Genomic DNA, 20,636 nt, shown 5'->3' on the forward strand with positions numbered 1-20,636 from the left:
CGGGCTGTCGACTCAGAACAACGGCTCCGGGAGCACTCCTTCCAACGCCAGCAGCTTCCGCTTGGTCTCCAGCCCGCCTCCGAATCCGCCGATGCCACCGTCGCTCTCGACGACCCGGTGGCAGGGCACCACCACCGGTAGCGGGTTCGAGCCCATCGCCATGCCCACGGCCTGGGCTGCCCCCGGCTGGCCGACCCGGCCGGCCAGGTCGCCGTACCCCACCACCGTGCCGCAGGGCACGGTGGATGCCAGTTCGCGCAGCACCTGGCGGTTGAACCCGGTGATCAAAGACCAGTCCAGGGGCAGCTCGAAGTCCCGGCGCTCACCCGCGAAGTAGGCAGCCATCTGGCGTATCGCCTCGGCCAGGAGCGGGGAGCCGGGGTCCTCCACGAGTTCCGCGCCGAGACGGGACGCCAGCCGCTCCAGCGCTCTGTCGCGCACGGCGTCCGTCGCGTGGAACACCACGTTCACCAGCCCGTCGCGCGTGGCGGCCAACAGCAGCGGACCGATGTCCGTGACGGCGACGGTCCACACCACCTGCTGCTCGTAATGCCCATGACTGTCCATGTGCCCACCGTACGGCGCGGCACCGACAATGCCCGGGGGCGCGAGCAGAGACGGGCCTTCGCGCCCCGGCGCACGCGCCGACTCAGGAGGAGCTGACCGCCCTGCGGACCACGTCGGGGGCGTTCGTGATGATGCCGTCCACGCCGAACCCGGCCACCCGGCGGGCGTCGTTCGCGCTGTTGACGGTCCAGGTGAAGACCTTCAGCGGCTTGTCGTGCGGACCTTTGACCGCGTGCACCGCGGAGACGTAGCCGGCCGAGAGCTTCGTCTCCCCCGAGTTGATCTGGTCGGCGAACCGGGCGTACGCAGGCAGCTGCGTTACCCGGGGCGTGCCCAGGAACGCGGTCCTGATGCCCGGCCGAAGGTCGTGGACCGTCCGCACGCTGTCCGCGCTGAAACTCTGGACGATCAGCCGGTTTTTGAGGTGCTCGGGGTCGAGCCAGCCTTCGTCGGCCAGCAGCTTGAGGATCTCGCGCTCGATGCCCGGGTACAGCTCGGGGGCCTTGATCTCCAGGACCAGCTTCTGGTGGTTGTGCGACACCCGCTCCATGTACTGCCGCAGCGTCGGGATGTGCGTGCCCGCGTACCGGGTGCCGAACCAGCTGCCGGCGTCCAGGCGTGCGATCTCCGCGGCGGTGAAATCCTTCACCCTCCAGGGCGCCCGGTGCGGGAACAGGCGCTTGGCGTCGGTGGTGCGGTCCAGCGTGTCGTCGTGGATGACGACGAGCCGGCCGTCCTTGGTGCGCTGCACATCGTTCTCGACCCAGCCGAAACCCATGGCTGCGGCCCGGTCGATGGCAGCCAGGGTGTTCTCGGGCGCGTACGCGGAGGCGCCGCGGTGGGCGACGACGACCAGAGCGTCACCACCAGTGGCACCGGCGTGGGGCGTGGGCAGTATGACGACGCTGAGCCCGAAGACTGCGATGGCCGCGACGGCGGCAGCGCGCGCGTGCATGCGTTCTCCTTGCGTCAGGCGATGGCGTACGGCACCAGGGTGACAGCAGAGAGTAAAAGGTGCGGGAAAGGAGCGGTCACGGAATTGACCGGAGTAACTCGAAACTACGCACAAGCGCAGCACAAATGGGGCAGCGCGGTGATTCTTTGCCGGAAAATCATTCGACCGTTCCGGTGAGAGTCATACTCTCTGCCACAACCCTGACCGTCGTCACGGTCCTGGGGATGGGGGCATTTCCGGAATTCCGGAATTCAGGGACGCATCAGGGTGGGAAGGGCGCCGCGCATGCAAGGCACGGTCGACGGCTTCAGTTACGGCCTCGTCACACCGGTGGTGGCGTATCTCATGGCCTGCCTCGGCGGCGCGCTCGGTCTGCGCTGCACCACCAGATCGATGCTGGTCACCCACTCCTGGCGGGTCGGCTGGCTCGCCCTCGGCTCGGCCACGATCGGGTCCGGCATATGGACCATGCACTTCGTCGCCATGATGGGGTTCACCGTCGAGCAGACCCCCATCCACTACGACAAGGCGATCACGTTCGCCAGTCTCGGCGTCGCCATCGTCATGGTCGGCATCGGCGTCTTCATCGTCGGCTACCGGGGGGCGACCGGAGTGGCGCTCTTCACCGGCGGCACCATCACCGGACTGGGCATCGCCTCGATGCACTACCTGGGCATGGCCGGGATGCGCCTGAACGGCGTGCTCGAGTACAACACCGCCACCGTCGCCGTGTCCGTCGGCATAGCGGTCGTCGCCGCCACCGCCGCCCTCTGGGCGGCCGGACAGATCCGCGGATTCCTGTGGAGTGTCGGCGCGAGCCTCATCATGGGGCTCGCCGTCAGCGGTATGCACTACACGGGCATGGCCGCCCTCAGCGTCCATCTGCACCCTTCCACCGGTGCCCCCGGCGGTGACTCGCCCGCCGTCCTGCTCGCCCCGCTGATGATCGGCCCGCTCACCTTCCTGTGCCTGGCCGGCGTCATCGTACTGTTCGATCCTCTGATGGTCATGGGCAAACCCGACTGGACCCCCGTGGAGCGCAAGCCCGGCGTTCCGGCCCATCCCGAGGCCGCCCACATCGGACGGCGCCCGCTCTCCCGCTCGGGCCAGCGCGCCGGGCACCGGGGCTCCCGCACCCCGCAGAACAGGTGATCCGTCCCCGTTGTCAGTGCGGGGTCGTACGGTGGACTGCATGCGGCCCGTTTCACAGATCGAACGCACGGTGGCGCCCTTCGAGGTCGTCAGCCCCTACCAGCCGAGCGGCGACCAGCCCTCGGCCATCGCCGAACTGGAGAAGCGCATCCGCGCAGGTGAGAAGGACGTGGTGCTGCTCGGCGCGACCGGCACCGGCAAGTCCGCCACCACCGCGTGGATGATCGAGAAGCTTCAGCGCCCCACCCTGGTGATGGCACCGAACAAGACGCTGGCCGCCCAACTGGCCAATGAGTTCCGCGAGCTGCTGCCGAACAACGCGGTCGAGTACTTCGTCTCGTACTACGACTACTACCAGCCCGAGGCATACGTCCCGCAGTCGGACACGTACATCGAGAAAGACTCCTCGATCAACGAGGAGGTGGAGCGCCTGCGCCACTCCGCGACCAATTCGCTGCTCACCCGCCGCGACGTCGTCGTGGTCGCCTCGGTCTCCTGCATCTACGGCCTCGGTACTCCCCAGGAGTACGTGGACCGCATGGTCAGCCTCAACGTCGGCGACGAGATCGACCGCGACGAACTGCTGCGCCGCTTCGTCGACATCCAGTACACGCGCAACGACGTGGCGTTCGCGCGCGGAACCTTCCGGGTGCGCGGCGACACCATCGAGATCTTCCCGGTCTACGAGGAGCTGGCCGTCCGCATCGAGATGTTCGGTGACGAGATCGAGGCCCTGTCCACCCTCCACCCGCTCACCGGCGAGGTCATCAGCGACGACCAGCAGCTGTACGTCTTCCCGGCCTCCCACTACATCGCGGGACCCGAGCGCATGGAGCGGGCCGTCAGGGGCATCGAACAGGAGCTGGACGAGCGCCTGGCCGAGCTGAGGAAGCAGAACAAGCTCCTGGAGGAGCAGCGCCTCAGGATGCGCACGACGTACGACATCGAGATGCTTCGCCAGATCGGCACCTGCTCCGGCGTGGAGAACTACTCGATGCACTTCGACGACCGGGCGCCCGGCTCCCCGCCGAACACGCTGCTGGACTACTTCCCGGACGACTTCCTGCTCGTCATCGACGAGTCGCACGTCACAGTGCCCCAGATCGGCGCGATGTACGAGGGCGACGCCTCCCGTAAGCGCACCCTCGTGGAGCACGGCTTCCGGCTGCCATCCGCCCTGGACAACCGTCCCTTGAAGTGGGAGGAGTTCCAGGAGCGCATCGGCCAGACGGTGTACCTGTCGGCGACCCCCGGGCAGTACGAGCTCTCGCGTTCGGACAGCCAGGTCGAGCAGATCATCCGCCCCACCGGTCTCATCGACCCCGAGGTCGTGGTCAAGCCCACCGAAGGTCAGATCGACGACCTGGTGCACGAGATCCGCAAGCGCACCGAGAAGGACGAGCGCGTCCTGGTCACCACCCTCACCAAGAAGATGGCCGAGGACCTCACCGACTACTTCCTCGAACTGGGCATCCAGGTGCGCTATCTGCACAGCGATGTGGACACCCTGCGCCGTGTGGAGCTGCTGCGCGAGCTGCGCTCCGGCGAGTTCGACGTCCTGGTCGGCATCAACCTCCTCCGAGAGGGCCTCGACCTGCCCGAGGTCTCCCTCGTGGCGATTCTCGACGCCGACAAGGAAGGCTTCCTGCGCTCGGGCACCTCGCTCATCCAGACCATCGGCCGGGCCGCGCGCAACGTCTCCGGCCAGGTCCACATGTACGCCGACAAGATCACCCCGGCGATGGAGAAGGCCATCGAGGAGACCAACCGCCGCCGCGAGAAGCAGGTCGCGTACAACACCGCGAACGGCATCGACCCGCAGCCGCTCCGCAAGAAGATCAACGACATCGTGGCGCAGATCGCCCGCGAGGACGTCGACACGGAGCAGCTGCTCGGCACGGGCTACCGCAAGACGAAGGACGGCAAAGGCGCCAAGGCCCCCGTGCCCTCGCTCAGCGGCAAGGCGGCCAAGGGCGGCAAGGCCGCGAAGGCCAAGGAGGCGGTCCCGACCGACCGCCCCGCGGCCGAACTCGCCGAGCAGATCGAGGAGCTGACGGAACGGATGCGCGCAGCCGCCGCAGACCTGCAGTTCGAGATCGCGGCACGGCTGCGCGACGAGGTCTCCGAGATGAAGAAGGAACTGCGCCAGATGAGGGAGGCGGGGTTGGCCTGACGTCCTTGCCGCCCATGCAGGACCCCGGACACGCGCGGTGTGTTGCAAGACCGACACAAAGCGCGAGCCGGGGTTCGGCACTGTCAGTGCCGCTGCGTAGGGTTCTGGTATCCGCAAAGGCCGCGGCCGACAGGGTCTGCTCGAGAGGGGAACAGCGCGTGACCGTCAACTTGACCAAGGGTCAGGCCATCAGTCTGCAGAAGAACGACGGAGGCTCGCTGACCGCTGTGCGCATGGGGCTCGGCTGGCAGGCCGCCCCCCGGCGCGGGCTGTTCGGCTCGCGCACCCGGGAGATCGACCTCGACGCGTCCGCCGTGCTGTTCGCGGACAAGCAGCCCGTGGACGTGGTCTTCTTCCGCCACCTCGTCAGCGACGACGGCTCCGTGCGGCACACCGGGGACAACCTCGTCGGCGGTGTGGGCCAGGGCGGCGACGACGAGGCGATCCTCGTCGACCTGCAGCGCGTCCCGGTCCACATCGACCAGATCATCTTCACCGTGAACTCGTTCACCGGCCAGACATTCCAGGAGGTGCAGAACGCGTTCTGCCGCCTCGTCGACGAGACCAACGGTCAGGAGCTGGCCCGCTACACGCTGGCGGGCGGCGGCCCGTACACGGCGCAGATCATGGCCAAGGTGCACCGCACGGGCGCGGGATGGAGCATGACGGCCTTGGGCACACCGGCCAACGGGCGCACCTTCCAGGACCTGATGCCGGCGATCCTGCCCCATCTGTAGAGCTACAGGAGGCCTGGACACGGAGCGCACCGAGCGACACAGGGGGACGAGACGATGACGGCCGAGCTGGTCCGGGGACAGAACCATCCGCTTCCCCAGGTCCGACTCGAGGTTCGGGTCTCCGCCGGCAAACCGATCGTGGCCGGGGCCACGCTCAGCGACGAACAGGGCAAGGTGTGCGGCGTCGATTGGGTGGCCCACCCGGGTACGCCCACATTGCCGGGCCTGGAGGTCTCCAGACAGGCGGCGGCCGATCACCGCCTCGCGTTCGACCTGGACGCCCTGCCGGAGAGCGTGCACCGGGTCAATGTGCTGCTCGCCCTGCCGACGGGGACCGGCGGTCCGGTGCGGTTCGGCGCCGTCGCCGCTCCCTTCGTCGTGGTCACCGGCCTGGACGGCTCCGAGGTCGCCAGCTACACCATCACCGGCCTGGACTCGGAGTCCGCCGTCGTCGCGCTGGAGCTCTACCGCAGACAGGGCGCATGGAAAGTGCGCGCCGTCGGCCAGGGGTACGCGGGCGGCCTCGCCGCACTCCTCACCGACCAGGGCCTGTCCGAGGCCCGGCAACTCGCGGACAGCATCAACGAAGCGGTGATCCAGGGCCTGGCCCGCTCGGTTGCCCCGCCCCCGCCGCGCCTGCCGGAGTCCGACCGCACACGGCAGACGACCGCCCCCGCGGCACCCCAGGGCACCTCCGGCCCCGTACCGCCGCACCAGAGACCGCCCGTCGCGCCGCAGCAGGGATCCCCGTACGACGTCACCGGCGCGCGGGACCCCGGCACGTCACCCGCCTCCGGCGGCCCGATCAACTACCACCACCCCGGTCGGCAGAGCGCGCCACCGCCACCCCCGCCGACCGCGGCCCCGGCTCCGCCCGGAGAGCCCGCGCAGCCCGTCGCGGGCGATGCGACCGGCTGGTCCATGGAGGAGCGGCTCTACAACCAGGTGTGGGGCATGTTCGAGGATCTGGCGCGCACAGCGGCGGCGTACCGCAGCGCGGTCGACTTCGCCGACTCACGCAGAGAGCAGGAGCTGGACAAGCTCCTGTCCGACCCGCGCAGTCGCGTCGGCGGGCAGGGCGCCACCGCCCGCGAGACGGCCCAGACCAGGCACGCCCAGCTCGTCAACCAGGCCAGGGCCGCGCTCGACCGGGACCTCACCCAGCTGATCGCCGAGTCCGATGTCGTCGAGCCCGCACTGCCCTCGGCGTTCGCGCGCTGGGACAACCCGGTCTGGCACGGCTACCGGGTGCCGATGGAGATCCCCATGGCCGTGCGTCTCGGTGATCTGCACCTGCCCGAGAGCGAGAGCCTGCGCATCCCCATGCTGGTCAGACTGCCACTGGAGCGCGGGCTGTGGATCGACAGCGGGCGCTCCGGAGCCTCCGACACGCTCGCCGACTCCGACGAACTGCGCCGCCTGGCCATGGTCACAGCGGTGACGCATGCGGCACGGCTGCTCGCTGTCCACCCGCCCGGTGAGTTCTCGGTGCACGTCATCGACCCGGCCGGTTCCGGAGCCCCGGCACTCGCACCCCTGGTGCAGTCCGGTGTGCTCGCTGCTGCGCCCGCCGTCGGCGCCGCGGGTGTGGCCGACCTGCTGTGCCGCCTCACCCAGCGCGTCGACCTGGTGCAGATGGCGGTGCGCGGCGGCGCGCCCGACTCCCTGCCACCCGGCCTCGACACAGCGGAACAGCTGCTGATCGTCAACGACTTCCCGCACGGCTTCGACGACCGGGCCGTGACCCGGCTGCGCTACCTCGCGGACGAGGGCCCGGCGGTCGGCGTCCATCTGATGATGGTCGCCGACCGGGAGGACGCCGCTGCCTACGGGCCGCTGCTCGACCCTCTATGGCGCTCACTGCTGCGGCTCACCCCCGTGCCCGACGACCACCTCGCGGATCCCTGGGTCGGCCATGCCTGGACCTACGAGCCGCCACACATCCCGCGGGGCAGCCAGGTGCTGGAGCGGGTGCTCACCCAGATCGCAGAGGCCCGCCGCTCCTGGAACCGCTGACCCGGGCGAGAGCTTGACCAAGGGCGAGTAAAGCCTGCGTGAGCAGGGAGGTTGACTCGACCTTTAAGTTCTTTACCGTCCCTTGGTGATTCGGATACTCTCTGACGCGCGGAGGGGAGTAGTCCTGCCCCGCTGCGACGCACCCCTCAGTGCGGATCAGTCAGATCCTGGGGCGGCCCGCGGGCGCCAGGTGCGTCATGCGCTCTCGGACTTCGCAGATGGAAGCGACCTCCGGTAGTGACGACGCCGACCATGGCCGTGATGTACCGCCGGAGGCGCAGGCGGCGACCGGAAGCGCTCGGAAGGGATGTATGACCACGCAGTACGGAGGAACGGCCATCACGGGAACGACAGCCGCGGCGAACAGTTCTGGAGTGCGGTCTCTGTGCCTGTCTGCCAGGATCGCAACATGATCGTCGGGCTTCGGTCACTCGCCTCGCGGTGGACGGCCGTGGTGCCGGTGGCCGCGGTCGTCGTGCTGGCCTTCACCTGGGGGCGCCATCTGCCGGGCGCGGTCGTCGCCGTGGTGACACTGGTCCTCGCCGGGGCTGTGCTGGCGGCGGTTCACCACGCCGAAGTGGTCGCGCACCGGGTCGGTGAGCCCTTCGGCTCGCTCGTTCTCGCCATCGCCGTCACGATCATCGAGGTCGCGCTCATCGTCACCCTCATGGTGGACGGTGGCGACAAGAGCGCGACCCTGGCCCGCGACACCGTCTTCGCGGCCGTGATGATCACCCTCAACGGCGTCGTGGGCTTCAGCCTCCTCGTTGCCTCCCTGCGTCACAAAACCGCGGTCTTCAACCCCGAGGGCACCGGCGCCGCCCTCGCCACCGTCGCGACGCTGGCCTCTCTCAGCCTGGTGCTGCCGACCTTCACCACGAGCAAGCCCGGCCCGGAGTTCTCCACGGCGCAGCTCACCTTCGCAGCCCTTGCCTCACTGGTGCTGTACGTCCTCTTCGTGACGACCCAGACCGTGCGTCACCGTGACTACTTCCTCCCGGTCACCCGGCAGGGCGAAGTGATCCACGCGGACGACCACGCCGACGCGCCGTCCACCCGCACCACGGTCATCAGCCTGGTCCTGCTCGGCTTCGCCCTCATAGGTGTCGTCGGACTGGCCAAGGGTGTGTCGCCCACCATCGAGTCCGGCGTGACGGCGGCCGGCATGCCGCCGGCCGTGGTCGGTGTGATCATCGCGCTGCTGGTGCTGCTGCCCGAGACGATCGCCGCGTGGCGGGCGGCGCGCCGCGACCGGGTCCAGACGAGCCTCAACCTCGCCCTCGGCTCCGCGATGGCCAGCATCGGTCTGACCATCCCCGCCGTCGCCCTGGCGTCCCTGTGGCTCCCCGGACCGCTCGTGCTGGGCCTCGGCCCCCTCCATATGGTGCTGCTCGCCCTGACCGTCGTCGTGAGCTCTCTGACGGTGGTGCCCGGGCGTGCCACTCCGCTTCAGGGCGGTGTCCACATGGTGCTGTTCGCGGCGTACCTGGAACTGGCCGTCAACCCGTAGACGGCGTGGCTTCCGGCACCGTGACGGCAGTGGGGCGGGTCTCCGGCAGCAGCGCGAAGCACCCCAGGCTGAGCAGGGCCAAAGCCGTCAGATAGGCGCCGACGCCCCAGGGCACCCGGCCGCCGTGCTCGGCCAGGGCGGTGGCCACGATCGGGGTGAGGGCACCGCCGAGTACTCCGCCGAGGTTGTAGCCCACGGCCGCGCCCGTGCAGCGCACCCGAGGCTCGTACAGCTCCGGCAGATACGCGGCGATCACGGCGAACATCGTGATGAAGGCGAGACTCGCGCCGAGGAAGCCCAGGAACATCAGCAGGGGCTCGCCCGTCGCGAGGAGTGCGACCATCGGGAACATCCACAGGGCGACGCCGGCACAGCCGGTCAGACACAGGGGCCGCCGTCCCCAGCGGTCGCCCAGGAGCGCCAGCAGCGGGGTCAGTGCTCCCTGCACCACGACGGTGGCCATGACACAGCCCAGCATGACCGGACGGCTCACGCCGAGCCGCTCCGTCGCATACGCCAGGGACCAGGTCGTCACGGCGTAGAAGACCGCGTACCCGGCCGCGAGCGCACCTGCTGTCAGCAGGACGAGCCGCCAGTGGCCGCGCACGACCTCGGCGAGCGGCACGCGCGCGTGGTCGTCGATCTCCAGGAAGCGCGGGCTCTCCGCGAGCGAACCGCGCAGCCACAGACCCGCCGCCGCGAGCAGGCCCGCCCCCCAGAACGGAATGCGCCACCCCCAGGAGGCGAACTGCGCCTCCGACAGCGTCGTCGACAGCCCCAGCATCACGCCATTGGCCAGCATGAAGCCCAGTGACGGTCCGACCTGCGGAAAGCTCGACCACAACCCGCGCCGTCCGGGTGGTGCGTGCTCCGCGGTCAGCAGCACCGCACCGCCCCACTCGCCGCCGAGCCCGAGCCCCTGCAGAAAACGCAGCGCGAGAAGGAGGACGGGAGCGGCCGTACCGATCGTGTCGTACGTCGGCACGCAGCCGACCGCCACCGTTGAGGCTCCGGTCAGCAACAAGGAGGCGACGAGAACCGGTCGTCGCCCCCGCCGGTCCCCGATGTGCCCGAACAGCACCGAGCCGAGCGGACGCGCCACGAAGCCGATTCCGAAGGTCCCGAATGCCGCCAGCGTGCCTGCCGCCGGAGAGAACGTCGGGAAGAACAGCGGTCCCAGGACCAGGGCGGCCGCGGTCCCGTAGACGAAGAAGTCGTAGAACTCGACGGCCGTCCCGGCGAGCGAGGCAGCCGCGAGCCGGAGCATGGAAGGAGCCCTTACAGTGCGTACATCGTGCATGCCGCGTCAACTACCCACGGTGATCGCCCGTTACGGCCCTGTTCTCCCGAAGCTACGGCGGAGTGACAAGTAGCTCTCTGTAGCGGATCTGGGGTGTGCTTGTCGGCGTTTTTGATCTTCTGGACTCATCGGGGGCCGTGCTCGGCGAGGTTGGTCCGGTCATGACGACCGGAGGGAGCGCGGGGTGCGGCAGGAATGGGAGCCGGAGGACCTGATCGAGGTCTGGACGCTGCTGGAGGAGGACCAGGAGGGGCTGCGGAACAAGTCGGGGGCGAACCGGTTGGGGTTCGCGCTGTTACTGAAGTTCTTCGAGGTGGAGGCCCGGTTCCCGGAGGACGCCGGGGAGATCCCGACGCCGGCGGTGTCGTACGTCGCCCAGCAGGTGAAGGTGCCCGCGGAGGAGTGGGCCGCGTACGACTGGTCGGGGCGGGCGATCAAGCGGCACCGGATGGAGATCCGGGGCGCGTTCGGCTTCCGTGAGTGCTCCGAGGAGGACCAGGCGCAGCTCGCCGAGTGGCTGGCGGTCGAGCTGTGCGGGGTGGAGCTGAACCGGGACCGGCTCGCGGAGGCCGTGGTGGCCCGCTGCCGCAAGGACCGGCTGGAGCCGCCGGCCCCAGGACAGATCGCCCGGCTGGTGGGCAAGGCGGTCAGCACCTTCGAGGAGCGGTTCTGCGCGGCCGCCGTGGGCCGGCTGTCGGCGGCGACCAGGTCCCGGCTGGACGACCTGATCGCCGAGGACGTCGGCGCGGACGAGGAGAGCGCGGGCGGCGGGGGCACCTTCTTCACCGAGCTGAAGGCGGACCCGGGCGCGCTGGGGCTGGACAGCCTGCTGGCGGAGGTGAACAAGCTCCAGCGTGTGCGTGGGCTCCAGCTGCCGCCGGAGCTGTTCGCGGACGTGTCGGAGAAGCTGGTGGCGGCCTGGCGGGCGCGGGCGGCGAAGGAGTACCCCTCGGATCTTCGGGCGGCGGCTGGGCCGGTGCGGTACACGCTGCTGTCGACGCTGTGCCACGTGCGGGAGACGGAGATCACCGACTCGCTGGTGGAGCTGTTCATCCAGCTCGTGCAGAAGATCAACACGCGCGCGGAAAAGAAGGTCGAGGGCGAGTTCCACAGGGAGCTCAGGCGGGTCCGCGGCAAGGAGGGCATCCTGCTGCGGCTGGCGGAGGCGGCGGTCGCGGAGCCGGGCAGCACGGTCCGCAAGGTGATCTATCCAGTGGCCGGGGAGTCCACGCTGAAGGCCCTGGCCGCGGAGGCCGCGGCGAACGAGGCCCGCTACCGGGCCCGGGTGCGTACGGTGCTGCGCTCGTCGTACTCCAACCACTGGCGGCGGATGCTTTCGCCGCTGCTGAACGCGCTGGAGCTGAAGTGCAACAACACCGCCTACCGGCCGGTGATGGACGCCATCGACCTGCTCAAGCGGTATCTGGACCAGCCCATCGCGAAGGAGGGAGCGTTCTTCGACGAGGCGGAGAAGATCCCGCTGGGCGGGGTGGTGCGCGAGGAGTGGCGCAAGGCGGTCGTGGACGAGCGCGGCCGGGTCGAGCGCATCCCGTACGAGCTGTGCGTGCTGGTCAGCCTGCGGGACGCACTGCGGCGGCGGGAGATCTGGGTGCCGGGCGCGAACCGGTGGCGGAACCCGGAGGACGATCTGCCGCCGGACTTCGAGGACAACCGCGATGTGCACTACGACGCGATCCGCCAGCCACAGGACCCGCAAGCGTTCATCGAGGCCCTGCAGAAGCGGCTGCGCGAGGCCCTGACCCGCTTCGACACCGCGCTGGAGCTGGGCACCACGGGCGGGGTGGACATCGTCCGTCGGCACGGTGAGCCGTGGATCAAGGTCTCGCCGCTGGGCAAGCAGGAGGAACCGGAGAACCTCGTCGCGCTGAAGGCGGAGATCGAACGCCGCTGGGGCACCATCGACCTGATCGACATCCTCAAGGAGGCCGAGTTCGCCACCGGCTTCACCGGCGAGTTCACCTCGGTCGCCACCAGGGAGGCGGTCCCGAAGGCGGTGCTGCGGCGTCGGCTGCTGCTGGTGCTGTTCGCGCTGGGTACGAACATGGGCATCAAGCGGGTCGCGGTCACCGGCAAGCACGGCGAGAGCGAGGCCGTCCTGCGCCGGGTACGGCACCTGTTCGTCAACCGGACTAACCTGCGTGCGGCGCTGGTGCGGCTGGTCAACGCCACCTTCGCCGCCCGGGATGCGGCGTAGTGGGGCGAGGGCACCGCGTGCGCGAGCGATTCCAAGAAGTTCGGCTCCTGGTCCAGCAACTTCATGACCGAGTGGCACCAGCGGTACCGCGGGCCCGGGGTGATGATCTACTGGCACGTCGAGAAGAAGTCGCTGTGCGTCTACAGCCAGCTCAAATCCTGCTCGGCCTCCGAGGTCGCCGCGATGATCGAGGGGGTGCTGCGGCACTGCACGGACGTGGAGATCGACCGGCAGTACACCGACACGCACGGCGCTTCCATCGTCGGGTTCGCCTTCGCCCACATGCTCGGCTTCAACCTGCTCCCACGGTTGAAGAACGTCGGCTCGGCGCGGCTGTACCGGCCGGCGGCCGGTCAGGACGAGACGTGGCCGAACCTGGCGCCGGTGCTGTCGACCAAAACGATCGACTGGGACCTGATCCGCCAGCAGTATGACCAGATCGTGAAGTACACCACCGCCCTGCGCCTGGGCACTGCCGAGGCCGAGCAGGTCCTGCGCCGCTTCACCCGCGGTGGGCCCAAGCACCCCACCTACCGCGCGATCGAGGAACTCGGGCGGGCGGTGCGTACGGCGTTCATCTGTGACTACCTCGCCGACGCCGACCTGCGCCGCGAGATCAACGACGGCCTCCAGGTCGTGGAGAACTGGAACTCCGCCAACCACGACCTGTTCTACGGCAAGGACGGCGACCTGACCGGCTCCGACAAGGAGTCCCAGGAGGTCTCCATGCTCGCCCTGCACCTGCTCCAGTCCGCTCTGGTGCACGTCAACACCCTGCTCCTCCAGGACATCCTGAGCGAGGAGAAGTGGCAGAAGCGACTCACCGACGCCGACCGGCGGGCCCTGTCCCCGCTGTTCTGGACCCACGTGAACCCCTACGGTCGGTTCGAGCTGGACATGAACTCACACCTCGCCCTCGCCGCCACGGCGTCCATGGTGCCCGGCCCCCGCACCGTGCCCGAAGCGGAAGCCGCCCGATCGGCGGCGGACGGTGGGTCCAGGTCGGCATCCTGAAGACCCGCCCGCCCGGCGTCGCTCCCGGTCGGCTGGATCGTTGACCGGGTGAGGCGCCGGGCCGGGGAGGGGCCCGAAGCCACCGTGCTCGCGGGCGGCTCGATTCGGCTACGCGTCGCGCCTGTGCAGCAGCAGGCTGCCGACCAGCAGCGCGGCCGCGGCCCACGCCGCGAGCACGCCCAGGCCGGCCCATGGGCCGATGGGCAGCTCGTGCAGATGGATGGTGGCTTGGACCGCGAGTCCGGCGGTCATGGGCGAGATCTGCTGGAGGTGGCGCTGCCACTCCGGGTCGTTGACCACCTGGGTGACGACCGGGAAGAGGTAGAGCAGCCCGAGCACGATCCCGATGGCGGTCGCCGCCTCCCGTACCGCCGTCGCCACGCCGAGGCCGAGCAGGGCGATCAGGACGAGGTAGAGGACCGAGCCCACGGCCGCGCGCAGGGTCGGGCCGTCGGCCAGGGAGAGCGGGGCATAGCCGTGCGCCTCGGTGAATCCGTTGCCGGGCAGGATGTAGCGGCCGGCGAGGAGGGAGGCCAGGACGGCAGCCGTCCCGGAGGCGAGGACGACCGTGGTGAGGATCGTCGCCTTGGCGGTGAGTACGGTGATCCGGTTCGGCACTGCCATGAGCGTGGTGCGGATCATCCCGGTGCCGTACTCGCCGCTGACGGCCAGCACCGCGAGGACGGCGATGACCGCCTGCCCGACGGTGACGCCGGTCAGGGCGAGCTTGACGGCGTCCTGGCTGCACCCCGCGTCCGGGCACTTCACGGCCTTGGCGGTGCCGCAGCCGACGGCCACGGTCAGCGCGACGGCGAGCAGAAGCAACCTGCCCATTTCCCCTGCGGTGCGCAGCTTTGTCCACTCCGCGCACAAGGCACGGCCGAAGTCCCCTCGCCACGCGCCGTCCGCCGTGCTCGCGAGTCGTGCACCGCTCAGGAGACTCATACGTCCCTCCCGCGCAGCCGCACCACGGCCAGGCCGAAGGCGAGCGCGGCGTATCCGCACGGCACGGCGAGGCCGGCCCATGGCGCCAGCGGGTAGTAGCCGGTCGACGGTTCGTACACGCTGAGCACCTGCGCGTACTGCGGCAGGGTCTGCTGGACGGCGAAGCCCGCAGCCGGGGTCACCCGCAGCAGCCACTCCGAGACGCCCGGGGGCAGTACGCCGGAGGTGGCAAGCAGGAAGGGCAGCACGATCGACGCGATGACCAGGGCGACCGCCGTGCCGCTGCGCCGCAGCAGGGCACCGACGCCGAGAGCGAGCACGGTGGCGGCTGCGCAGAGCAGGCCGGTTCCGACCATGACGCGCGCTTCGGTCGCCGATGTGACGGGGAAGACATGGAAGCCCCTGCCGCGCGCGCTGTGTTCCCCGATGGGAACGGTGATCGCGGCGGCCACCAGGCCGATGGCGAACGCGACGCCCCCGGCCACCAGCGCCTTGGCACCAAGCACCCGGCCCCGCAGGGGAGTTGCCGCCATGGTCGTACGCAGCAGACCACGCCGATACTCGCCGGTGATGAACACCGTGCCCACGGCGATCACCACGATCAGCCCGGCGAAGGTGCCGACGAGGAAGTTCTCGACGGAGAAGCCGACGCCCATGACGGGCCCGCCGACGACCGGTGCGATGTCACCGGCCCCGGTCACGGTGAACCCGCCGCCGTCGGTCTGAGTGAAGCCGCCCTTAGTGGTGTTCGTGTAGCTGCCGGAGGTGCCCGCGTCGCCGCCCACCTGTGTGCCGCTCCACGCACTCTGGGACCAGCCACCGGTGAGGCCGGGACGGCCGAAGGTGCCGGTGGCCACGGCGGGGCTGAAGCCCGTGCCCGCCGCGGTGTCCTGCTTCGCCTCCGGTGACGTGGCGAAGAGCCCGGCCTGCACGGTGCGCGCAAGCCCAGGCAGCTTCGCATAGCCGACCTTGGTCCAGTGGGAGCCGTCGGTAGAGGCGTAACCGGTGAGGCTGTCACCGGAGCGGACCAGCCGCAGCCAGCGCGGGGACTCCTGGGTGACCTTGCCGGAAGGGCCCGCCGTGTCGTGCGTGTAGTCGTACTGCATGCGCACGCCGTGACCGCCGGTGGCCATGACCGCCGCGTACGGGGATCCCTGGGTGAGGCTTTCCTTCACGATGATCCCTGCTTTCGCCCAGGGCTGGGCGCCCTGGGCCGTCTTGCCGGTCCCGGTGTCGGCCACACCGGTCAGGGACCGCAGGGGAACGGTGAGGGTGCCGTCGCCGGTGAGCGTCTTGTGGACGAAGTAGAAGCTGTCGTTGACGGCCTCGCCGCCGGGGCCCTTCGGATATGAGGCGGAGTCGGCGCCGCGACCACCGGGGGCGGGGGCGGCCGTGCCGAGCAGTCCGACCACGATCGTCGCCAGGAGCGCCCCGGCCATGGCGAGGACCCAGCCGCGTACCGTACGGAACTTCGTCCACTCGGCGTGCAGCGTCCTGAGGAACCCGCCCCGCTCAGCGCGCCTCGTGGCCGGGGGGCGAGGGGCGAGGGTGGCGGTCATCGCGTGGCCTCCCCCGTTGGGATGCCCCGGTATTCCACCGCGTCCCGGGTGAGCTCCATGTACGCCTCTTCGAGCGTCGCCCGGTGCGCGGACACCTGGGAGAACGGCACCCCGTTCCGGGCGAGCAGGGCAACGATCTCCTCGTCGGGCAGGCCCGTGACGCCGAGGGTGTCGGGGCCGGTGGCGAGAACGGTGGCGCCCGCGCCGTGCAGGACCTGGGCGGCTCGCGGAGGCGCGGAGGTACGCAGGGTGACCCGGCCGCCGGACGCCTCGGCGAGCAGCTCGGACACGCTGGTGTCCGCGACGACCCGGCCGCGGCCGATCACCACGAGATGGTCCGCGGTGTCTTCGAGTTCGCTCATCAGGTGACTGGAGACCAGGACGGCGCGGCCCTGCCGGGCCAGCTCCGCCAGGAAGCCGCGCATCCACACGATGCCGTCGGGGTCGAGGCCGTTGAACGGCTCGTCCAGCATGACGACCGGCGGGTCACCGAGCACCGCCGCCGCGATCCCCAGGCGCTGGCGCATGCCCAGCGAGAAGCCGCCGGCCTTGCGCCGGGCCGCCGTGCCCAGGCCGGCCTGTTCGATGACCTCGTCCACGCGCCGGGGCGGCACGCCCTGTGAGTGGGCCAGCCACAGCAGGTGGTTACGGGCAGTGCGGCTCGGCTGCAGCGCGGAGGCGTCGAGCAGTGCCCCCAGATGCCGAAGCGGGCGACGCAGGGTGCGGTACGGCACCCCGCCGACCAGGGCCTTTCCCTCCTCAGCTGCGTCAAGACCCAGGATCACGCGCATGGTGGTGGACTTGCCCGCGCCGTTCGGGCCGACGAAGCCGGTCACCCGTCCGGGCCGCACGGTAAACGTCATCCCGTCCAGAGCCAGCTGTGGTCCGAAGCGTTTACGCAAACCCATGACCTCGATCGTCGCCTTCGTACTCTCATCACTCATGAGCCCCACCCTGTGACGGAGCGAGTTACAGGGGCCGAACGGCCACTGTCATCTCGCTGTTAGGCGCCTCGGCTTAGCCTGGCCCGGTACGTGTCCTGGTGCAGTGGCGAGAGGGGAGCATGCGGATGAAATGGGGTCCGCCCCGACGACTCGCGGGCCTGACTGCCCGGCTCGGCCTGCGCCGTGGCACTGCCCGCACCCGCTTCACCGCCTTGTACGTGACTCTGTTCCTGCTGTCGGGAACGGCGCTGCTCGCCATCGCGGCCCTGGTGGCATCCGGCGGATCGCGCTCCAGCCAGACCGCCCCCGATGGTGGCACCGATCAGCGAGCCACGGCGGCACAGGCCCAGGGCCGCATCGACGATCTGGAGCAGCAGCTGGCCCAGGCGCACGACACCCAGTCCAGGCAGATCCTGCTCGGCTCCGCCATCGCCCTCGGCGTCATGGCGGTGATCTCGGTCGGCCTCGGCTGGTTCGTCGCCGGCCGGGTGCTGCGCCCGCTGCGCGTGATGACAGCGGCCACGCGCCGGATCACCGCCGACAGCCTGCACGAACGCCTGGCCATCGGCGGCCCCGGCGACGAGGTGAAGGACCTCGCCGACACCATCGACGACCTCCTCGGCCGCCTGGAGGGCTCCTTCGACGCCCAGCGACTCTTCGTCGCCAACGCCTCCCACGAGCTGCGCACCCCGCTCACCACGATGCGGGCCTCCCTGGACGTGGCCCTCGCCAAGCCGGGCCCAGTACCCGAGACCACGGCCACGCTGGCCGCCCGGATGCGCGCCGAACTCGACCAGGTGGACCGGCTGCTGGAGAGTTTCCTCGTCCTGGCTCGCACCCAGCACAGCGAGTTCACCGACTCGGCGCGCCTCACCCTCGGCCAACTCGCGCTGACTGCCCTGACCGGACGGGCAAAGGACATTGCGGCCAAGGGCCTGACCGTGCGTGAAAACCGGATCGACGGCTCCGCGTGGGTGTGGGGCAGCGAGACGCTGCTGCGCCGCGCGGTCGACAACGTGGTCGACAACGCGATCGCGCACAACGACCCCGGGGGCTGGATCAGTGTCGCGGTAGGGGCCGAAGGAGACGGCGCAGGCGCAGTGTCCCTCGTCGTCGAGTCCAGCGGACCGGTCCTCGACCAGCGGCGGGTGGCGGACCTCGTGCAGCCCTTCCGCCGCCTTGGCGCCGACCGGACCGGCACCGGCCAGGGCAGCGGCCTCGGCCTCTCCATCGTCGCGGCCATCACCCAGGCCCACCATGGCACCCTGGACCTGCGCGCCCGCCCCGACGGCGGCCTGCGCGTCACCGTCACCCTCCCCCGTACGGACGGCAGGGCGACGGCGGAAGTTCCCAACACAGAGAGCGGCGTGGCGCGTTGAGAGTCCTGGTGGTCGAGGACGCCCGCCCCCTCGCCGAAGTCATTGCCGAGGGACTGCGCGACCAGGGCATGGCCGTGGACGTGGCCCACGACGGGCTCGACGCCGCGGCCAAACTGGACGTCAACGCGTACGACGTCGTCGTGCTCGACCGCGACCTGCCAGGCATCCACGGCGACACCCTCTGCCAGATGATCACCGAGCGGGACGGCCGCGTGATGGTCCTGATGCTGACCGCCGCCGACTCACCCGGCGACCGCGTCAGCGGCCTGACCCTGGGCGCCGACGACTACCTCGCCAAGCCTTTCCACTTTCCCGAACTCATCCTGCGCATCCGCGCCCTGGCCCGCCGCCGGCCCGCCGCCCGGTCCCGCACCCTGAGCACGGCGGGCATCGAACTCGACCCGATGCGCCGCACCGCCAGCCGCGACGGCCACCAACTCGACCTCTCCATCAAGGAATTCGCGGTACTCGAAGCCCTCCTGAACGCGAGCCCCGCCTTCCTCAGCACGGAGAACCTCCTCGAACAGGTCTGGGACGAACACGCCGACCCGTTCACCAACACCGTCACGGTGACCATCAGCCGCCTGCGCCGCAAACTCGGCGCCCCCCCGGTCATCGCCACCACACCCGGCGTGGGGTATCGGATCATCGACCCAGCCGTCCCACCAGACTGAGCAGCCACCAGGGGCCGGCGACCCGCGAGCGGAGGCGGTGCCCAGTGCACCCGACTCCAGTCATCTGCGCAGCCGACTTCGGAGACTGACACACGCGGTTACTCTCACAAACGTTCCTTTGCGCGAGCAAGATCAATCACGGGCCGCCGGACCCCCGGGGACTCGGATTCGTTCTCAGAACCCGTTCTCACTCAAAAGTGGGCTGGACCCCCTTCTGAGACTTGCATTGTGCGAAAATCCGGGCCCATGACGGCCACTCAGCAGCCTTCCCCAACCGACCGGTCGGACGCGGACGACGTCGAACAGCACACCTGTCCGAAGTGTGACGCACAGCCCGGCTCGCCCTGCCGCTCGCGCGGCGGCGCGGTCGCCTCCGCTTATCACACCCGCCGCTTCACCATGGTGCCCCGGCTGAAGAAGGCGCTGCGGGTCCCGACCCCGGCCGACCGCGGACCGGGCCAGCCGTGGCGGCCGGGCACCCCGCCGCCGACGCCGATCGACCCGGACCTGCCGAGCGCGGACATCCGCATCGGCTACGCCCGCTGTTCGACCCTCGGGCAGGAACTCGACTCCCAGCTCGATGCGCTCGCCAAGCACGGCATCCCGAGGGACAAGATCTTCAGCGAGAAGATCAGCACCCGGGTGCGGGTCCGCCCGAAGTTCGAGGAGGCGCTGAGGACGGCGCGGAAGGTCAAGGCGCACGCCCCGCACTGCCGGGTCATCTTCACCGTGTACGAGATGAAACGGCTCGGCCGCGACGCCGCCGAACTCACCGCCCTCGCCGACCACCTCACCGCCCACGGCTTGGTCCTGGAGATGCTCGCCGGACCCCTGCCCGGCATCTACGACCCCACCGGCCCCGGGAAGCTGCTGTTCGCGTTCTTCGCAGCGATGGCGGAGACCGAGCGGGAGAACATCCGCGAGTCCACGCTCGAAGGGCTCGACACCGCGGCCCGAAAAGGCAAGCACGGCGGCCGACCCCCGGTTATCACCGACGACATGCTCCACACCGTGCTCCGGCGCCGCGCGGGCGGCGAGTCCGTCGAGCAGATCCAGCCCGACCTGATCATCCCCACCGGCAAGCGCAAGGGACAGAACCCCTCCGTCGCCAGCATCTACCGGGCGCTCGCCGAACACGCCAAGCGCGAGGCGTACCCCGAAGCCGTCGAACAGGCCCACGCCGACTTCGCCGCCCTCCAGGTCGGCGAGGTCCCCGGACCCCGCCCCGCTATCCCTGACCGCGCGTCACGCTGATTACAGAGAGCTACTTGTCACTTCGCCGTAGCTCCGGGAGAACAGGGCCGTTACGGGGGCGTGCGGGGGCTCGGCGCAGGGATACGGGTGGGCGGGCGTGCGCCCGGATCAGTAGGTCACGGTGATACGCCGGGCGGAGCCGTCCACACACGCGTACAGTGCCTCCCCGGGTCTGCGTTCCGGAAGGCACGGGCCGTCCGCCCCTGCGGCGCCTCGTGATAGACCGGGGGCCGAGCAGCGGT

Annotated in this window: 14 protein-coding genes and 1 pseudogene; 9 read left to right on the plus strand and 6 right to left on the minus strand. The window is 70.1% G+C overall.

What is annotated here, in order from left to right:
* Positions 1–12 precede the first annotated feature (12 nt).
* Together BIV24_RS20795 and BIV24_RS20800 are read right to left on the minus strand one after the other, a co-directional pair.
* Positions 13–567, minus strand: a complete 555-nt coding sequence (locus tag BIV24_RS20795) for a methylated-DNA--[protein]-cysteine S-methyltransferase (RefSeq protein WP_071367881.1) — start codon at positions 565–567, stop codon at positions 13–15.
* 82 nt (positions 568–649) lie between these two features.
* The gene (locus tag BIV24_RS20800) at positions 650–1,522 is read right to left on the minus strand and encodes a glycerophosphodiester phosphodiesterase (RefSeq protein WP_071367882.1); all 873 of its coding nucleotides are present in this window, start codon (positions 1,520–1,522) and stop codon (positions 650–652) included.
* Between the two features lie 285 nt (positions 1,523–1,807).
* On the opposite strand from BIV24_RS20800, the gene BIV24_RS20805 reads away from it, so the two are divergent.
* From BIV24_RS20805 to BIV24_RS20825, 5 genes are all read left to right on the plus strand, one after another.
* Entirely contained in the window at positions 1,808–2,674 is an 867-nt protein-coding gene (locus BIV24_RS20805) for an MHYT domain-containing protein (protein WP_071367883.1), read from the plus strand.
* A 40-nt stretch (positions 2,675–2,714) separates the two neighbouring features.
* The gene (gene uvrB, locus BIV24_RS20810; RefSeq protein ID WP_071367884.1) at positions 2,715–4,847 is read left to right on the plus strand and encodes an excinuclease ABC subunit UvrB; all 2,133 of its coding nucleotides are present in this window, start codon (positions 2,715–2,717) and stop codon (positions 4,845–4,847) included.
* Positions 4,848–5,005: 158 nt separating this feature from the next.
* Positions 5,006–5,584 carry a TerD family protein gene (locus BIV24_RS20815; protein ID WP_071367885.1) on the plus strand — a complete coding sequence of 193 codons (579 nt, stop codon included), beginning with the start codon at positions 5,006–5,008 and terminating at the stop codon, positions 5,582–5,584.
* Positions 5,585–5,638: 54 nt separating this feature from the next.
* Positions 5,639–7,600, plus strand: a complete 1,962-nt coding sequence (locus BIV24_RS20820) for a TerD family protein (RefSeq protein ID WP_071367886.1) — start codon at positions 5,639–5,641, stop codon at positions 7,598–7,600.
* Positions 7,601–8,009: 409 nt separating this feature from the next.
* Complete coding sequence (locus BIV24_RS20825) at positions 8,010–9,110, plus strand: calcium:cation antiporter (protein ID WP_071367887.1); 1,101 nt, start codon at positions 8,010–8,012, stop codon at positions 9,108–9,110.
* On the opposite strand, the gene BIV24_RS20830 is transcribed toward BIV24_RS20825, so the two are convergent.
* The gene (locus tag BIV24_RS20830; protein WP_071367888.1) at positions 9,100–10,377 is read right to left on the minus strand and encodes an MFS transporter; all 1,278 of its coding nucleotides are present in this window, start codon (positions 10,375–10,377) and stop codon (positions 9,100–9,102) included. The two genes, BIV24_RS20825 and BIV24_RS20830, sit on opposite strands and share 11 nt — an antisense overlap.
* A gap of 217 nt (positions 10,378–10,594) precedes the next feature.
* Here BIV24_RS20830 and BIV24_RS20835 point away from each other — a divergent pair.
* Positions 10,595–13,639 (plus strand): annotated as a pseudogene (locus BIV24_RS20835) (Tn3 family transposase).
* A gap of 108 nt (positions 13,640–13,747) precedes the next feature.
* On the opposite strand, the gene BIV24_RS20840 reads toward BIV24_RS20835, so the two are convergent.
* Genes BIV24_RS20840 through BIV24_RS20850 form a run of 3 tightly spaced genes read right to left on the minus strand, consistent with a single transcriptional unit; the run spans position 13,748 to position 17,087 of the window.
* Complete coding sequence (locus BIV24_RS20840) at positions 13,748–14,584, minus strand: ABC transporter permease subunit (protein WP_079168416.1); 837 nt, start codon at positions 14,582–14,584, stop codon at positions 13,748–13,750.
* Complete coding sequence (locus tag BIV24_RS20845) at positions 14,581–16,143, minus strand: ABC transporter permease subunit (RefSeq protein WP_071367890.1); 1,563 nt, start codon at positions 16,141–16,143, stop codon at positions 14,581–14,583. Before BIV24_RS20845 ends, BIV24_RS20840 begins: the two co-directional genes overlap by 4 nt.
* Positions 16,140–17,087 (minus strand): ABC transporter ATP-binding protein, encoded by a 948-nt coding sequence (locus tag BIV24_RS20850; protein ID WP_071367891.1) that lies wholly within the window; start codon positions 17,085–17,087, stop codon positions 16,140–16,142. The genes BIV24_RS20845 and BIV24_RS20850 overlap by 4 nt, the downstream gene beginning before the upstream one ends.
* A gap of 125 nt (positions 17,088–17,212) precedes the next feature.
* Here BIV24_RS20850 and BIV24_RS20855 point away from each other — a divergent pair, with 125 nt between their 5' ends.
* The 3 genes from BIV24_RS20855 (at position 17,213) to BIV24_RS20865 (ending at position 20,394) form a co-directional block, all read left to right on the plus strand.
* Complete coding sequence (locus tag BIV24_RS20855; RefSeq protein WP_177198773.1) at positions 17,213–18,466, plus strand: sensor histidine kinase; 1,254 nt, start codon at positions 17,213–17,215, stop codon at positions 18,464–18,466.
* Entirely contained in the window at positions 18,463–19,140 is a 678-nt protein-coding gene (locus tag BIV24_RS20860; RefSeq protein ID WP_218149323.1) for a response regulator transcription factor, read from the plus strand. Before BIV24_RS20855 ends, BIV24_RS20860 begins: the two co-directional genes overlap by 4 nt.
* Positions 19,141–19,386: 246 nt before the next feature.
* Positions 19,387–20,394, plus strand: coding sequence for a recombinase family protein (locus tag BIV24_RS20865; RefSeq protein WP_071367893.1), 1,008 nt, complete (start codon positions 19,387–19,389; stop codon positions 20,392–20,394).
* Positions 20,395–20,636 lie beyond the last annotated feature (242 nt).

Origin of the sequence: Streptomyces colonosanans (assembly GCF_001866645.1) — a bacterium.
Lineage (GTDB): Bacteria > Actinomycetota > Actinomycetes > Streptomycetales > Streptomycetaceae > Streptomyces > Streptomyces colonosanans.